The 14,324-nt window shown below is 71.6% G+C and carries 15 protein-coding genes; 10 read left to right on the forward strand and 5 right to left on the reverse strand.

What is annotated here, in order from left to right:
- Positions 1 to 231 precede the first annotated feature (231 nt).
- Positions 232 to 1,407 (reverse strand): class I SAM-dependent methyltransferase, encoded by a 1,176-nt coding sequence (locus tag RM812_RS08175; protein ID WP_311571718.1) that lies wholly within the window; start codon positions 1,405 to 1,407, stop codon positions 232 to 234.
- Between the two features lie 89 nt (positions 1,408 to 1,496).
- Between RM812_RS08175 and RM812_RS08180 the strand changes: the two genes are divergently transcribed.
- From RM812_RS08180 to groL, 4 genes are all read left to right on the forward strand, one after another.
- Complete coding sequence (locus RM812_RS08180; RefSeq protein WP_311571719.1) at positions 1,497 to 2,456, forward strand: polysaccharide deacetylase family protein; 960 nt, start codon at positions 1,497 to 1,499, stop codon at positions 2,454 to 2,456.
- Positions 2,453 to 3,184, forward strand: a complete 732-nt coding sequence (locus RM812_RS08185) for a polysaccharide deacetylase family protein (RefSeq protein WP_311571720.1) — start codon at positions 2,453 to 2,455, stop codon at positions 3,182 to 3,184. The genes RM812_RS08180 and RM812_RS08185 overlap by 4 nt, the downstream gene beginning before the upstream one ends.
- Positions 3,185 to 3,525: 341 nt before the next feature.
- On the forward strand, positions 3,526 to 3,834 hold the full coding sequence (gene groES, locus RM812_RS08190) for a co-chaperone GroES (protein ID WP_014178834.1): 309 nt from the start codon (positions 3,526 to 3,528) through the stop codon (positions 3,832 to 3,834).
- 131 nt (positions 3,835 to 3,965) lie between these two features.
- On the forward strand, positions 3,966 to 5,591 hold the full coding sequence (groL, locus tag RM812_RS08195; protein ID WP_311571721.1) for a chaperonin GroEL: 1,626 nt from the start codon (positions 3,966 to 3,968) through the stop codon (positions 5,589 to 5,591).
- A gap of 92 nt (positions 5,592 to 5,683) precedes the next feature.
- Here the strand turns inward: groL and RM812_RS08200 are convergent, their stop codons facing one another.
- Positions 5,684 to 6,277, reverse strand: a complete 594-nt coding sequence (locus RM812_RS08200) for a TetR/AcrR family transcriptional regulator (protein ID WP_311571722.1) — start codon at positions 6,275 to 6,277, stop codon at positions 5,684 to 5,686.
- Between the two features lie 109 nt (positions 6,278 to 6,386).
- On the opposite strand from RM812_RS08200, the gene RM812_RS08205 reads away from it, so the two are divergent.
- The gene (locus tag RM812_RS08205; RefSeq protein ID WP_311571723.1) at positions 6,387 to 7,076 is read left to right on the forward strand and encodes a nitroreductase; all 690 of its coding nucleotides are present in this window, start codon (positions 6,387 to 6,389) and stop codon (positions 7,074 to 7,076) included.
- A 134-nt stretch (positions 7,077 to 7,210) separates the two neighbouring features.
- A complete protein-coding gene (locus RM812_RS08210; RefSeq protein ID WP_311571724.1) occupies positions 7,211 to 7,606 on the forward strand; it encodes a hypothetical protein in 396 nt (131 codons plus the stop codon).
- 25 nt (positions 7,607 to 7,631) lie between these two features.
- Here the strand turns inward: RM812_RS08210 and RM812_RS08215 are convergent, their stop codons facing one another.
- Both RM812_RS08215 and RM812_RS08220 read right to left on the reverse strand, forming a co-directional pair.
- A complete protein-coding gene (locus tag RM812_RS08215) occupies positions 7,632 to 8,405 on the reverse strand; it encodes an SDR family NAD(P)-dependent oxidoreductase (protein ID WP_311571725.1) in 774 nt (257 codons plus the stop codon).
- Between the two features lie 95 nt (positions 8,406 to 8,500).
- Positions 8,501 to 9,169, reverse strand: coding sequence for an MOSC domain-containing protein (locus RM812_RS08220; RefSeq protein WP_311571726.1), 669 nt, complete (start codon positions 9,167 to 9,169; stop codon positions 8,501 to 8,503).
- 81 nt (positions 9,170 to 9,250) lie between these two features.
- Here RM812_RS08220 and RM812_RS08225 point away from each other — a divergent pair, with 81 nt between their 5' ends.
- Positions 9,251 to 10,171 carry a LysR family transcriptional regulator gene (locus tag RM812_RS08225; RefSeq protein WP_311571727.1) on the forward strand — a complete coding sequence of 307 codons (921 nt, stop codon included), beginning with the start codon at positions 9,251 to 9,253 and terminating at the stop codon, positions 10,169 to 10,171.
- A 107-nt stretch (positions 10,172 to 10,278) separates the two neighbouring features.
- Here RM812_RS08225 and RM812_RS08230 read toward each other — a convergent pair whose 3' ends face one another.
- Entirely contained in the window at positions 10,279 to 10,611 is a 333-nt protein-coding gene (locus tag RM812_RS08230) for a WhiB family transcriptional regulator (RefSeq protein WP_311571728.1), read from the reverse strand.
- Positions 10,612 to 10,990: 379 nt separating this feature from the next.
- Here RM812_RS08230 and RM812_RS08235 point away from each other — a divergent pair, with 379 nt between their 5' ends.
- The 3 genes from RM812_RS08235 to guaB all read left to right on the forward strand — a co-directional run bounded on the left by RM812_RS08235 (position 10,991) and on the right by guaB (position 14,310).
- A complete protein-coding gene (locus RM812_RS08235; RefSeq protein WP_003948568.1) occupies positions 10,991 to 11,602 on the forward strand; it encodes a response regulator transcription factor in 612 nt (203 codons plus the stop codon).
- A 468-nt stretch (positions 11,603 to 12,070) separates the two neighbouring features.
- Positions 12,071 to 12,658: a sigma-70 family RNA polymerase sigma factor gene (locus RM812_RS08240; protein WP_311571729.1), complete on the forward strand. Its 588-nt coding sequence runs from the start codon at positions 12,071 to 12,073 to the stop codon at positions 12,656 to 12,658.
- A gap of 140 nt (positions 12,659 to 12,798) precedes the next feature.
- Positions 12,799 to 14,310 (forward strand): IMP dehydrogenase, encoded by a 1,512-nt coding sequence (gene guaB / locus RM812_RS08245; protein WP_311571730.1) that lies wholly within the window; start codon positions 12,799 to 12,801, stop codon positions 14,308 to 14,310.
- The last annotated feature ends 14 nt before the right edge of the window (positions 14,311 to 14,324 follow it).

Genomic DNA, 14,324 nt, shown 5'->3' on the forward strand with positions numbered 1-14,324 from the left:
GCCCGTCGGCGGGCGGCCGGTGCGGTCGTCGCCGTTCCACCGGGACGGTCGGACCAGCGCGCCGGGTGCCGCGTCGTGCGCGCGGGGAGGCGGGTTCTGCCGGGGCCGGTCAGGGGGCAGTGCCGTCCCTGGACGCGGGGCACGTGCCGCGGTCCGCGCGCGGACCGAGTGCGTCGGGTGCGTGCCCGCGGCGGCCGGTGCGGGCGGCGGCGTCCCACCGGGGCGGTTCGGCTAGCGTGCCGGGTGGCCGATCAGCATCGTCGGTGCCCCCGCGACCCGGGTCAGGAAGACCGTCGCCGCGTTCGGACCCTGGGGCTTGACCTTGCGCCGCAGCTCCTCCGGTTCGACCGCCGAGCCCCGCTTCTTCACGGTGAGCGTGCCGACGCCGCGCTCGCGCAGCAGCGCCTTCAGCCGCTTCACGTTGAAGGGCATGCGGTCGGTGATCTCGTACGCCGTGGCGTACGGCGTCGGCAGCAGCTCGTCGGCGGTGACGTACGCGATGGTCGCGTCGAGCAGCCCGCCGCCGACCTGTTCGGCGACCTCGGCGACCAGATGGGCACGGATGACGGCACCGTCCGGCTCGTACAGGTACCGGCCGGGCGTGCGGACCTCCGGGTCGGGCAGGCCGGTGCCGAGCAGGGTGCGGGGGCCCGGCAGCAACGTGGCCCGCACCGCCCCCGGCGCGGTGCCGAACCACAGCACCGCCTCCTTCACGTCCCCGCCGTCGGAGATCCACTCGGCCTCGGCGTCGTCGGGCACCGCCTCGTGCGGAATGCCGGGGGCCACCTTCAACGCGGCGGCGCGGGGCGCCGTACGGGCGGCCTCGACGGCCCAGGAGAGCGGCGGCGAGTAGGCCTCGGGGTCGAAGATCCTCCCCCGCCCGCCGCGCCGCGCGGGGTCGACGAACACGGCGTCGTACCCGCCCGTGTCCACCTCCGTGACGTCCGCCTCGCGCACCTCGATCAGCTCACCGAGCCCCAGCGCGTCGGCGTTGGCACGGGCCGCCGCGGCGGTCGCCGGGTCCCGGTCCACGGCCAGCACCCGGATCCCGGCGCGCGCCAGCGCGATCGCGTCGCCGCCGATCCCGCAGCACAGGTCGGCGACGGAGGTCACGCCGAGGGCCGTCAGCCGCTCGGCCCGGTACGCGGCCACGCTCGCCCGCGTCGACTGCTCGACCCCGTTGGGCGTGAAGAACATCCGCCCGGCGTCCCGCGCCCCGAACTTCACCGCCGCCCGCTGCCGCAGCCGCGCCTGCCCGAGCGCCGCCGACACCAGCTCGGCGGGATGGGTGCGGCGCAGCCGGGTGGCGACGGCCAGCTCCCGCGCGGGATCGGTTTCGCGCACCTCGTCGAGGAGGGCGCGGCCTTCGGCGGTGAGCAGGGCGAGGAGGGCGTCGAGGTCGTTCACGCGGTCATTGTGGGCCAGTCGGTGGATGGTGCGCCTCCGGCGGGTGTCGCACGGGATCCGGCGGCCGGGGACTGCGAGGATCCGGCACCATGCGAGTAGTACTACAAAATGACAAAAGTCGGTCGTTCCGTCACGGAAATCGATCAATCAGGTCGTTTCGGGTGACCTCCCGCCCCCTGGCGCGCGGCGTCCTCGCCGTCCTCGCCGCCGCCGCCCTCGCCTCCGGCTGTGCACCGGACGCCTCCGGCGCGCGGGGCGCCCCCGGCCCGCAGCCCCTGGAGGCACCACCGGCCCGCGCGCTCGACTCCTACGCGTCCGAGCTGCGCGCGGCACACGCCGCCCGGGCCGCCGCCGCCAGGCGCTGGCGGCTGAAGGAGGTCCCCCTGGCGGCACCGCCGCCCCCCGCGACGAAGCCGGAGATCACCGCGCGCGAGGGCTTCGAGGTGGAAGGCCAGGAGGACCTCCCGCCGGTCTTCACCACCGTCCCGACCGAGAAGAGGATCGTCTTCCTCACCATCGACGACGGCGCCGAGAAGGACCCGGCGTTCCTGCGCATGATGAGCGAGCTGAGGATCCCGTACACGGTCTTCCTCACCGACCAGGAGATCAAGGACGACTACGGCTACTTCACGAACATGCAGGCGCGCGGGATCACCCTCAACAACCACACGCTGAGCCACCCCTACCTCCCCGGCCTCTCCTACGAGGAGCAGGAGCGGGAGATCTGCGGCATGCAGGACGTGATCGAGGAGCACTACGGCACGCGCCCCACCCTCTTCCGCCCGCCCTTCGGCAACTACAACCGGGACACCCTGCGCGCCGCGAAGGCCTGCGGCATCGAGTACGCGCCGATCTGGAGCGAGGAGGTCTACGTCGACCACTGGGAGTACCGCGAGTGGGACCAGGAGCTGCACCCGGGGGACATCGTCCTCACCCACTTCCGGGGGCGCGACGAGTGGGGAGGCGCGATGACCGACATGGTCCGCCGGTTCCTGGACAGGGTCACCGCCGAGGGGTACGCGGTGGCCCGGCTGGAGGACTACCTGTGAGGCGGGGGCGGTTCCGGCCGGCCGGGGCCGCCCTGGCCGCCGTACCGCTCGCCGTACTGCTCGCCGGGTGCGCCCAGCTCGCCGGCCCCGCCCACCACCCCGCGGCCCAGGAACCCGTCCAGGGCAGCGGCCAGGGGCAGGGCCTGCCGCCCGTCGTGGACCACGTCCGCACCACCGACCGGGTCGTCTTCCTCACCTACGACGACGGCGCCGAGCGCGACCCCCGCTTCACCGGCCTCGTCCGCGAACGGCGGATCCCGGTCACCCTGTTCCTCACCGACACCGTCGCCGGGCCGGCGTACGGCCACTTCGCCCGGCTGCGCTCGGTCGGCGCGAGCCTGCAGAACCACACCCTCGACCACCGCTCCCTGCGCGGTCTGCCCTACGCCGGTCAGCGCGCCGAGATCTGCGGCCAGCAGGGCAAGCTCACGTCCCGTTTCGGCGTCCGCCCCCACCTCTTCCGCCCGCCCCACGGCACGTACGACACCACGACGTTGCGCGCCGCCGCCGACTGCGGCAGCGCGGCGCTCGTCCTGTGGCGGGCGACCCTCGACGCCGACGGTGAACTCACCTACACCCGCGGCGACCACCGCCTGCACCCCGGCGACATCGTGGCCGTCGACCCCGACCGGCCGACGGGCATCGGTCTGAGCACGCGCACGGCACGTCTGCTGGAGGAGATCGAGGAGCAGGGGCTGAGGGTGGGACGCCTGGAGGACTACCTCTGAGCCCTTGATGCCGGCGGCGTCCATCAGCCCGTCCGGCGCTCGCGGACGCGGCCGTTCAGGCCGAAGGCGGGGGCCCGGGGGCGGCGGCCCCCAGCGCCGCCCACACCCACGCCGGGTGCACCACGGAACGCGCGGCCACCCGAAAACTCCGCCGACGCGCCGCCGGGATTGGCACTCCGCTTGACCGAGTGCTAATCGCGGTCATAGTCTCGGCTCTGGCACTCCCCACTGGAGAGTGCCAACACAGCGACGGGCAGGTCCGGCACCCGCGACGACGGATCGACCTGGTCGCCACCTCAGACAGTTAACCCCGTGAGATCTCCGAAGGGGGAGGTCGGATCGTGACGACCGCCAGCTCCAAGGTTGCCATCAAGCCGCTCGAGGACCGCATTGTGGTCCAGCCGCTCGACGCCGAGCAGACCACGGCTTCGGGCCTGGTCATTCCGGACACCGCCAAGGAGAAGCCCCAGGAGGGCGTCGTCCTGGCCGTGGGCCCGGGCCGCTTCGAGGACGGCAACCGTCTTCCGCTCGACGTCTCCGTCGGTGACGTCGTGCTCTACAGCAAGTACGGCGGCACCGAGGTGAAGTACAACGGCGAGGAGTACCTCGTCCTCTCGGCCCGCGACGTGCTCGCGATCATCGAGAAGTAAGTCGGGCAGTAGTCGACTCACCTCGACGCACACAGCTCAGCAACTGCGCCCCTGGCCCCCGCGACCTAAGAAGCCGGGCGCGAGGGGCGCAGTCAGTTTTCCCCTAGATTTCCGAGAGGGCTCACGCTCCCATGGCGAAGATCCTGAAGTTCGACGAGGACGCCCGTCGCGCCCTCGAGCGCGGCGTCAACAAGCTCGCCGACACGGTGAAGGTGACGATCGGCCCCAAGGGCCGCAACGTCGTCATCGACAAGAAGTTCGGCGCCCCGACCATCACCAACGACGGTGTCACGATCGCCCGCGAGGTCGAGATCGAGGACCCGTACGAGAACCTCGGCGCCCAGCTGGTGAAGGAGGTGGCGACCAAGACCAACGACATCGCTGGTGACGGCACCACCACCGCCACCGTCCTGGCCCAGGCGCTGGTCCGCGAGGGCCTGAAGAACGTCGCCGCCGGTGCCTCCCCGGCGCTGCTGAAGAAGGGCATCGACGCGGCCGTCGCCGCCGTGTCCGAGGACCTCCTCGCCACCGCGCGCCCGATCGACGAGAAGTCCGACATCGCCGCCGTGGCCGCGCTGTCCGCCCAGGACCAGCAGGTCGGCGAGCTGATCGCCGAGGCCATGGACAAGGTCGGCAAGGACGGTGTCATCACCGTCGAGGAGTCCAACACCTTCGGTCTGGAGCTGGACTTCACCGAGGGCATGGCCTTCGACAAGGGCTACCTGTCGCCGTACTTCGTGACGGACCAGGAGCGCATGGAAGCCGTCCTGGAGGACCCGTACATCCTCATCAACCAGGGCAAGATCTCCTCCATCGCGGACCTGCTGCCGCTGCTGGAGAAGGTCATCCAGGCGGGTGCCTCCAAGCCGCTGCTGATCATCGCCGAGGACCTCGAGGGCGAGGCCCTCTCCACCCTCGTCGTCAACAAGATCCGCGGCACCTTCAACGCCGTCGCGGTGAAGGCCCCGGGCTTCGGCGACCGCCGCAAGGCGATGCTGCAGGACATGGCCGTCCTCACCGGCGCCACGGTCATCTCCGAGGAGGTCGGCCTCAAGCTCGACCAGGTCGGCCTGGACGTGCTCGGCACCGCCCGCCGCATCACCGTCACCAAGGACGACACCACGATCGTCGACGGTGCCGGCAAGCGTGACGAGGTCGAGGGCCGCATCGCGCAGATCAAGGCCGAGATCGAGAACACGGACTCCGACTGGGACCGCGAGAAGCTCCAGGAGCGCCTCGCGAAGCTGGCCGGCGGCGTGTGCGTGATCAAGGTCGGCGCCGCCACCGAGGTGGAGCTGAAGGAGCGCAAGCACCGTCTGGAGGACGCCATCTCCGCGACCCGCGCCGCGGTCGAGGAGGGCATCGTCTCCGGTGGTGGCTCCGCCCTGGTCCACGCCGTCAAGGTCCTGGAGGGCAACCTCGGCAAGACCGGCGACGAGGCCACCGGTGTCGCGGTCGTCCGCAAGGCCGCCGTCGAGCCGCTGCGCTGGATCGCCGAGAACGCCGGCCTCGAGGGCTACGTCATCGTCTCCAAGGTGGCGGAGCTGGAGAAGGGCAACGGCTACAACGCCGCCACCGGCGAGTACGGCGACCTGGTCAAGGCCGGCGTCATCGACCCGGTGAAGGTCACCCGTTCCGCCCTGGAGAACGCCGCCTCCATCGCCTCCCTCCTCCTCACGACCGAGACCCTGGTCGTCGAGAAGAAGGAAGAGGAAGAGCCGGCCGCCGCGGGCCACGGCCACGGCCACGCCCACTGAGCGCAGCGCATCAGCTGAACGGTGCCCAGCCCCCGCAGGGGGCTGGGCACCGTTCGTTTTCCGGGGCACCGGCTTTGCGCCCGCCCCGTCGGTCAGGTGGTGCTCGGCAGGGCGTGCGCGAGGAGGGTCTCCGCCGCCGTCCGCGCGTGCCGGCCGTACTCGGCGTCGTCCAGCACCATGGCTCGACTGGCCGCCCCGTCCGCGAGGGTGACCAGCTGTTCGGCGAGCGCGGCGGGCTCGCGACAGCCGAGCTCCGTCACCAGCGCGGTGACCAGCCGTACCATCCGCAGTTTCTGTTCGCGGGCGTAGGCGTGGACCGCGCTCCCCGGGTCGGGGAACTCCGCCGCGGCATCGATGAACGGACACCCGCGCACCGGGGCCGCGTCCGGCACGGGCTGGACGAACAGCCCGAGGATGCGCTCCCGCGGGGGGATGTCCTCGCGGGTCAGCACGCTTTCCAGCGTGGCCCCCGACGAGGCGAGGTCCTGGAGGTGAGCGACCACCAGGTCGTCCTTGGTCCGGAAATGCGCGTAGAGCGTCCGCTTGGACACCGGTGCTTCCTCCGCGACCTGCTCCATCCCGGTCGCGTTGATCCCCTGGGTCGCGAACAGCCGGGCGGCGGCGGCCAGGATGCGCTCCCGTCCGCCACGTCCTCGCCCCTGGGATGCCGTAGTCGTCGTACTCACGCATTGAGTATACGTCCGCGTTTACTTCGAGGGTGAGGGCCTGCTAGTCTCCGACCGTCCGACTATGTAAACGGAACCGTTTACATTCGCTGTCGTCGAGGAGCCCTTCATGAGCCTGCTGGTCCCCACCGAGCTGAGTGGCTGTGCGGAGAAGCTGATACGTGGCCGTCACGCGACCCGCGCGTTCCGTCCGGAAGCGGTGCCCGAGGACACGCTGCGCGCGATCTTCTCGCTGGCCGGCGCCGCACCGTCCAACTCCAACGCGCAACCCTGGCGGGCCGAGGTGGTCAGCGGCGCCTCACGTGAGCGCCTGGCGGACGCCCTGCAGGCGGCCCACGCCGAGAAGCGCGTCTCCGTCGACTTTCCGTACTCCGAGGACATGTACGCGCAGGAGCACCAGGCGCGCCGGGCAGCGTTCGGAGCCCAGCTCTACGGAACGCTCGGCATCGGTCCTGACGATCACGCGGCGCGGGCGGCCTACGACGCGGAGAGCCTGCGCTTCTACGGCGCGCCGCACGCCGCGTTCCTGTTCGTCACCGGTGACGGCGGGGCCCGGCTGGCCGCTGACGTCGGTGCCTACCTGCAGACACTGCTCCTGGCGATGACCGCGTACGGCGTGGCGAGTTGTCCGCAGGGGCTGCTGAGCTTCTACGCCGACACGGTCCGCGCCGAACTCGGCGTCGCCGGGGGACGGCTGCTCGTGGGCGTCTCCTTCGGTTACGCCGACGAGGCGGCGCCGGTGAACCACGTCACGACCGAACGGGCCGCGCTCGAAGCGGTCACGGCCTTCCACGGTTAGTCGCGCCACAGACGCGCGCCACTGTGCCGCGCCGCCTAGGGCGGGCTGACCGCCCGAACCGTGATCAAGGAAGTGGTGTCTCTGCCCGTCCCACCGTGAATACTGTCCCGAACCGTCGACACGCTGGGATGAACATGACCACCACCAGACTTCTGGGCCCCGCCCTCGTCACCGCGCTCCTGGCCTCGGTCACCGCCTGCGGGGCGTCGTCCGCGCCGGACGACGCCCCGGCGGACGCCGCACCCGCCTCGGCGAGCGCCGGGACACCTCGTGCGGCGAACCACCGGCCGGTCACCGCCGGCATGCCCGACGTCATCGGCGGCAACGCGGGGCGCGCGCAGGAGCAGATGGGCTCCGAGACCGACATCACCTTCGAGGACGCGAGCGGACAGGGCCGTCCCGTGGACGACCCGGCCGAGTGGAAGATCTGCGCGTCCCGGCCGGGGCCGAACCAGCAGATCACCGACTACCCGGTGGTCTTCGGCGTGGTGAAGGTCGCGGAGAACTGCGAGGACGCGCCGCCGGAGTGAGGCGTCCGGCACTCCGGCGGGCCCCCTACTGCGGCCCGTACTTCCGCCCCGTCCGCGAGGAGATCCCGCCCAGCATCCCCCGCGGCACCAGCTTCGCCGCGCCCATCAGGGCCTTGTAGCGGGGGTCGGGGACCGACAGGGACTTGCCGCGGGACAGGTCGGCGAGGGCCGCCGCGACCAGTTTGTCCGCGTCGAGCCACATCCAGTTCGGGATGTTGTCCGTGCCCATCCCGGCCCGCTGGTGGAACTCCGTACGCACGAAGCCGGGGCACAGGGCCATCAGGCGTACGCCGCTGCCGGCCAGGTCCTTCGCCACGCCCTGCGTGAACTGCACGACCCACGCCTTGGAGGCGCCGTACGTGCCGCGCGGGACGAACGCCGCGACCGAGGCCACGTTGACCACGCCGCCGCGCCCCCGCGCCCGCATCGCCTCCGCCGCCGCCGCGGTCAGCCGCAGTACCGCCTCGCAGTGCACCTTGAGCATCGTCAGCTCGTCGGCCATCGAGACCTCGAGGAAACGGCCCTTGTTGCCGAAGCCGGCGTTGTTGATCAGCAGGTCGACGGGGTTCCTGCGGTCGTCGAGCCGGGCGGCCACCGCCTCGATGCCCGCGTCCGTCGCCAGGTCGGCCGTCAGTACCTCGGCCTCGATGCCGTGCCGGTCGTGCAGCTCGGTCGCCTGCTCGCGCAGCCGCTTGGTGTCGCGGGCCACCAGCACCAGGTCGTGCCCTTCCGCCGCCAGCCGCCGTGCGAACGCGGCGCCGATGCCCGCCGTCGATCCCGTAATCAATGCCGTTGTCATGGCGCAAGGTTATGGGTCCGGACTGGCTGCGTCCGCTTTACTCACCAGGACGACGGCGCGCAAAGGCGAGGGCAGGAAGGGTGACTGATGGTGAGTCAGCTGCCGTACTGCTCCACGTACTTACGTGCCGCGGCCAGCGACTCCGGGTGCAGCGCCTCGCCCGCCGCGAGCAGCCGGGGGAGCAGCTCCCGCTGGGTCGTCGCCGCCCGGAACTGCAACGCCACCGTCACCTCGTGGTCGGGCCGGTGCACGATCCGTACCGGGTCACCCGCCCGCACCTCACCGGGCTCGACCACCCGCAGATAGGCCCCCGGCGCGCCCTTCTCCGTGAAGCGCTTCACCCACTGCTTCTCACCCAGATGGCCCTGGAAGGTGCGGCAGGGAATCCGGCCGGCCGTCACCTCCAGCACCAGCTCCCCGCCGACCCGCCAGCGCTCGCCGATCCGGGCGCCCGAGACGTCCAGGCCCGTGGTGGTGAGGTTCTCGCCGAAGGAGCCGTTCGGCAGCGGGCGGCCCAGGACGCGCTCCCAGTCGTCGAGGTCCTCGCGCGCCACCGCGTACACCGCCTGGTCGTCGCCGCCGTGGTGGCGCGTGTCGCACACCGTGTCCCCGGCCAGCCCGCTCGCCCCGACCCCCTTCGGCCCCGGCGCCGCGACCCGTACGGGTCCGTCGGCCGGCTGCTTGTCGATACCGGTGATGCCTTCGGGGTGGTCCGTGTACGGGACGGCACGCGCGCGGCCCAGATTGACTGACAAGAGCTTCATGGCGGCACGGTAGGACAGGCATCATCAAAGGGGCGACGCATTATTCGGCGTCCGGTCAAAGAGTCGCTTATCCTCGGGGATGTGATCGAGGCTCGTCATCTCCGGGTGCTGCGCGCCGTGGCATCGACCGGTTCCTTCTCCGCCGCGGGGCGCGAGCTGGGCTGCACCCAGCCCGCCGTCAGCCAGCAGATGAAGGCGCTGGAGGCCTCCGTCGGCACGCCCCTGCTCGTGCGCACCGGGCGCGAGATGCGGCTGACCCAGGCCGGTGAGTCGCTGGTGCGGCACGCCGCCGGGATCCTCGCCGGGCTCACCGCGGCCGAGGAGGAGGTCGCGGCCATCGCCGGGCTGCGCGCCGGGCGCGTGCGGCTGGTCTCCTTTCCCAGCGGGAGCTCCACCCTCGTGCCGACGGCCCTGGCCGCGCTGCGCGCCGCGCATCCCGGCACCCGGGTCTTCCTGGAGGAGGCCGAGCCGCCGAAGTCCGTGGAGCTGCTGCGGGAGGGCGAGTGCGACGTGGCGCTCGCCTTCCGTTACGAAGGCGCGGCCGGCGCGGAGGAGTGGGACGACCTGGTCGTACGGCCACTGCTGACCGACCGCCTCGTGGCCCTGGTGCCCGAACGGCACCGGCTCGCGCGCACGGCGCCCCACGGGTCCCTGGCCATCGGGGAGCTCGCGCAGGAGCCCTGGATCGCGGGTTGCCCGCGCTGTCGCGGTCAGCTCGTCGAGGTGTGCGAGGGAGCGGGCTTCACGCCCCGCATCGACTTCGCGACCGACGATTATCCGGCGGTCGTCGGCCTGGTCGGAGCAGGCCTGGGCGTGGCCGTCCTGCCCCAGCTCGCCGTCGAGTCGGTACGGCCTCGGGGTGTTCGCACGGTGGCACTGGAACCGGCGGTGCGGCGGGAGATCGTCGCCCTCACTCTGCCCGATCTGGCCCAGGTGCCGGCGGTGTCGGCGACGCTGGACGAGTTGGCCCGGGCGGGGGCGCGTCAGTCGGCCACGCGCTGAGCGGCAGCCCGGGGGGCCGCGCCGTGGTCCGCGCCGTGGCCCGTGTCGGCGCCTGGTGAGCCTGGTAAGAGAGAAACGTTCCTTCAGTCCTTCAATCCTTCAGCCCGTCAGTGGTGGGCCGCCGCCTCCCCGCCGGCTGACGCCGATGCCGCCACCAGGCGGTGGCGTGCCCGTCCCATGAGCTCTTCGCGCTCGTCCTCGGTCAGCCCGCCCCACACGCCGTACGGCTCACGCACCGCCAGCGCGTGCGCCGCGCACTCGGCGCGGACCGGGCACCTCATGCAGACCTCCTTGGCCGAGTTCTCGCGGGCGCTCCGTGCCGCACCACGCTCGCCCTCCGGATGGAAGAAGAGCGAGCTGTCCACCCCACGGCACGCAGCCAGGAGCTGCCAGTCCCACAGGTCCGCGTTCGGTCCGGGAAGGCGGGAGAAATCTGCCATAGCGTGACCCCTTGTAGCCGATCTGGGTGGATATGGTGTGCGACCGTACAACTACGATCTAAGGAGATGAAAATATGACCCATTGCGAATCTAGTCGCAGACACCAGCGAAGTGGAAGAAAAGCGGCTAAATGGGGCACGGCTTGTGAGGAATCGGGGCGGGTCCGACGCGCGCGTCTGCTGCGTGGTCGACCCCTCACGTAGAGTGCCGAAGACGACACACAGCCCCGTAACTCTTTCGAGTGACCGTCGTTGAGAGTGCGGAGGCGGTTGAAGGAACAAGTGCTCGGGCGGGCGTCCGGGACGGTCGACCGCACAGGTGACGATTTCGTACCAGCCTGGAGGCTCAACGTGACGCGCATCAGCTGCGGAGGACGGTCATGACTTCCGTCCTCGTCTGCGACGACTCCCCGCTTGCCCGAGAGGCGCTCCGCCGCGCGGTCGCGACCGTGCCCGGCGTCGAGCGCGTGACGACGGCCGCCAACGGCGAGGAAGTCCTCCGCCGCTGGGGTGCCGACCGCTCGGACCTGATCCTGATGGACGTGCGCATGCCCGGCCTGGGCGGCGTCGAGACCGTCCGGCGGCTGCTGTCCGCCGACCCCGGCGCGCGCATCATCATGCTCACCGTCGCCGAGGACCTGGACGGTGTGGCCCTCGCCGTCGCCGCCGGTGCCCGTGGTTATCTGCACAAGGACGCCTCGCGCGCCGAACTGCGCGCCACGGTGACGCAGGCCCTCGCCGACCCGACCTGGCGGCTCGCCCCGCGCCGGCTGCGCTCCGCCGAGATGGGCGCCGCGCCCACGCTCACCGCGCGTGAGATCCAGGTCCTGGAGGGCATGAGCCACGGCCGTTCCAACGCGGAGATCGGCCGCGAGCTGTTCCTCTCCGAGGACACCGTCAAGACCCACGCCCGGCGGCTCTTCAAGAAGCTCGGCGCCTCGGACCGGGCGCACGCGGTGGCGCTCGGCTTCCGGTGGGGCCTGGTCCGCTAGGGGGTGCCGTTCGGATCAGGCCGGCTCCGGGTGGCGGCGCCTCGCAGGCAGGCCGAGCGGGGTCTGGTGCGTGCAGCCGCACGGCGGAGGAGGGCGCCAGGGCTCGGCCCTGGCAACCGACGACAACGCGGCAGACGGGCGTGCCGGACCCCGCGGCCCCGGCAGGATCCAAACGACACCCCCTGCGGGGACACCCCGTGCGATGCAGGCCCACAGGGCCCGTCGGGGATGCGGCGATCCCCGCTTATCGCGAGGTGAGCGGGGGTGACAAGGCGACCCGCCGGGCGCCCGCTGCTCGTTTCGCCGCGGATGACGCATCCTTGAGGTGTGGAGTTCCTCGGGGACGAGTCGGTCGAGCGGAAGGGGAGGGCGCAGGGGATGAGTGCCGGCGCACCTGCTCATAACGCTTCGGTGCACAACAACGGGCGCGGAGCCACGGATCGGACGGCCGCAAGGCACCATGGACCGATGCGTGACGACGAGGCGGCCCCTGAACAAGGGACGGTCGGTGGGCTCGTCCACCGCGCCGTCGACGGGGACGAGCAGGCCACGCACGACCTGCTCGCCCATGTTCATCCCTTGGCGCTGCGCTACTGCCGCACGCGTCTGTCCCGCCTGCCCGGCGACGCCCGGCACTTCGTCGAGGACCTCGCCCAGGAGGTCTGCGTGGCGGTGCTGCTCGCGCTGCCCCGCTACAAGGACACCGGCCGCCCCTTCGAGGCGTTCGTCTTCGCCATCGCCGCCCACAAGGTCGCCGACCTCCAGCGCGCGGCGATGCGGCACCCGGGCTCGACGGCCGTCCCGTCCGACGAGATGCCCGAGCGGCCGGACGACTCGCTGGGTCCCGAGGAGCGGGCGCTGCTGAGCAGCGACGCCGCCTGGGCCAAGAAACTGCTGGCCAACCTGCCGGAGAACCAGCGGGAGCTGCTCCTGCTGCGGATCGCGGTGGGGCTCACGGCCGAGGAGACGGGGCAGATGTTGGGAATGTCACCCGGGGCCGTGCGGGTCGCGCAGCACCGGGCACTGAGCCGGTTGCGGGCCCTGGCGGAGCAGTAGCGCCCGAGGGTGAACGGCCGGTGACCGGTGCCCGTACGAAGCTACGAAGGCCGTGGGCGCCCATGATCGTGGAATGAGACACGTCCACTTCCCGTTAGCATGGACATCCGCACCGATCAAGGCCATTTGGGGAAGGTGTCATGACTGCCAACGTCGACGGAGTGCCCGAGAAGTTCGCGACGCTCGGGCTGACCTACGACGACGTGCTGCTGCTGCCGGGCGCATCCGAGGTGCTCCCCAACGCGGTCGACACTTCGTCCCGCATCTCGCGCAACGTCCGGGTGAACATCCCGCTGCTCTCGGCGGCGATGGACAAGGTGACCGAGTCCCGCATGGCGATCGCGATGGCCCGCCAGGGCGGTGTCGGCGTGCTGCACCGCAATCTCTCCATCGAGGACCAGGTCAACCAGGTCGACCTCGTCAAGCGGTCCGAGTCCGGCATGGTCACCGACCCCATCACCGTGCACCCCGAGGCCACGCTGGCCGAGGCGGACGCCCTGTGCGCCAAGTTCCGCATCAGCGGCGTCCCGGTCACCGACCCGGCCGGCAAGCTGCTCGGCATCGTCACCAACCGGGACATGGCCTTCGAGTCCGACCGCACGCGCCAGGTGCGCGAGGTCATGACCCCGATGCCGCTGGTCACCGGCAAGGTCGGCATCTCCGGCGTGGACGCCATGGAGCTGCTGCGCCGCCACAAGATCGAGAAGCTTCCGCTGGTCGACGACGCGGGCGTCCTCAAGGGCCTCATCACCGTCAAGGACTTCGTCAAGGCCGAGCAGTACCCCCACGCCGCCAAGGACTCCGAGGGCCGGCTGCTGGTCGGCGCCGCCGTCGGCGCCAGCCCCGAGGCGCTGGAGCGCGCCCAGGCCCTGGCCGCGGCGGGCGTGGACTTCCTGGTCGTCGACACCTCGCACGGCCACAACAGCAACGCCCTGAGCTGGATGGCGAAGATCAAGTCCAGCCTCGGCGCCGGCGTGGACGTGATCGGCGGCAACATCGCCACCCGGGACGGCGCCCAGGCCCTGATCGACGCCGGCGTCGACGGCATCAAGGTCGGCATCGGCCCCGGCTCGATCTGTACGACCCGCGTCGTCGCCGGCATCGGAGTCCCGCAGGTCACGGCCATCTACGAGGCGTCCCTCGCGGCCCGCGCGGCCGGCGTCCCGCTGATCGGTGACGGTGGCCTGCAGTACTCGGGCGACATCGGCAAGGCGCTGGCCGCCGGTGCCGACACGGTGATGCTGGGCAGCCTGCTCGCGGGCTGCGAGGAGTCGCCGGGCGAGCTGCAGTTCATCAACGGCAAGCAGTTCAAGTCGTACCGCGGCATGGGCTCGCTCGGTGCCATGCAGTCCCGCGGCCAGGGCAGGTCGTACTCGAAGGACCGCTACTTCCAGGCCGAGGTGGCGTCCGACGACAAGCTCGTGCCCGAGGGCATCGAGGGCCAGGTGCCCTACCGCGGCCCGCTGGCCAACGTGCTGCACCAGCTCGTCGGCGGCCTGCGCCAGACCATGGGGTACGTGGGAGCCGCCACCATCCAGGAGATGGAGTCGAAGGGCCGGTTCGTGCGGATCACCTCCGCCGGCCTCAAGGAGAGCCACCCGCACGACATCCAGATGACGGTCGAGGCACCGAACTACAGCCGCAGCAAGTAGGCAGCAAGCCTTCC

It is taken from the genome of Streptomyces lancefieldiae (genome assembly GCF_031845825.1).
In the GTDB taxonomy this organism is placed as follows: domain Bacteria; phylum Actinomycetota; class Actinomycetes; order Streptomycetales; family Streptomycetaceae; genus Streptomyces; species Streptomyces lancefieldiae.

Coding starts and splice junctions, on each gene's coding strand:
- RM812_RS08180 (WP_311571719.1), top strand. CDS start 1,497: ATGCGAGTAGTACTACAAAATGACAAAAGTCGGTCGTTCCGTCACGGA.
- groL (WP_311571721.1), top strand. CDS start 3,966: ATGGCGAAGATCCTGAAGTTCGACGAGGACGCCCGTCGCGCCCTCGAG.
- RM812_RS08205 (WP_311571723.1), top strand. CDS start 6,387: ATGAGCCTGCTGGTCCCCACCGAGCTGAGTGGCTGTGCGGAGAAGCTG.
- RM812_RS08210 (WP_311571724.1), top strand. CDS start 7,211: ATGACCACCACCAGACTTCTGGGCCCCGCCCTCGTCACCGCGCTCCTG.
- RM812_RS08215 (WP_311571725.1), bottom strand. CDS start 8,405: ATGACAACGGCATTGATTACGGGATCGACGGCGGGCATCGGCGCCGCG.
- RM812_RS08220 (WP_311571726.1), bottom strand. CDS start 9,169: ATGAAGCTCTTGTCAGTCAATCTGGGCCGCGCGCGTGCCGTCCCGTAC.
- RM812_RS08230 (WP_311571728.1), bottom strand. CDS start 10,611: ATGGCAGATTTCTCCCGCCTTCCCGGACCGAACGCGGACCTGTGGGAC.
- RM812_RS08235 (WP_003948568.1), top strand. CDS start 10,991: ATGACTTCCGTCCTCGTCTGCGACGACTCCCCGCTTGCCCGAGAGGCG.
- RM812_RS08240 (WP_311571729.1), top strand. CDS start 12,071: ATGCGTGACGACGAGGCGGCCCCTGAACAAGGGACGGTCGGTGGGCTC.
- guaB (WP_311571730.1), top strand. CDS start 12,799: ATGACTGCCAACGTCGACGGAGTGCCCGAGAAGTTCGCGACGCTCGGG.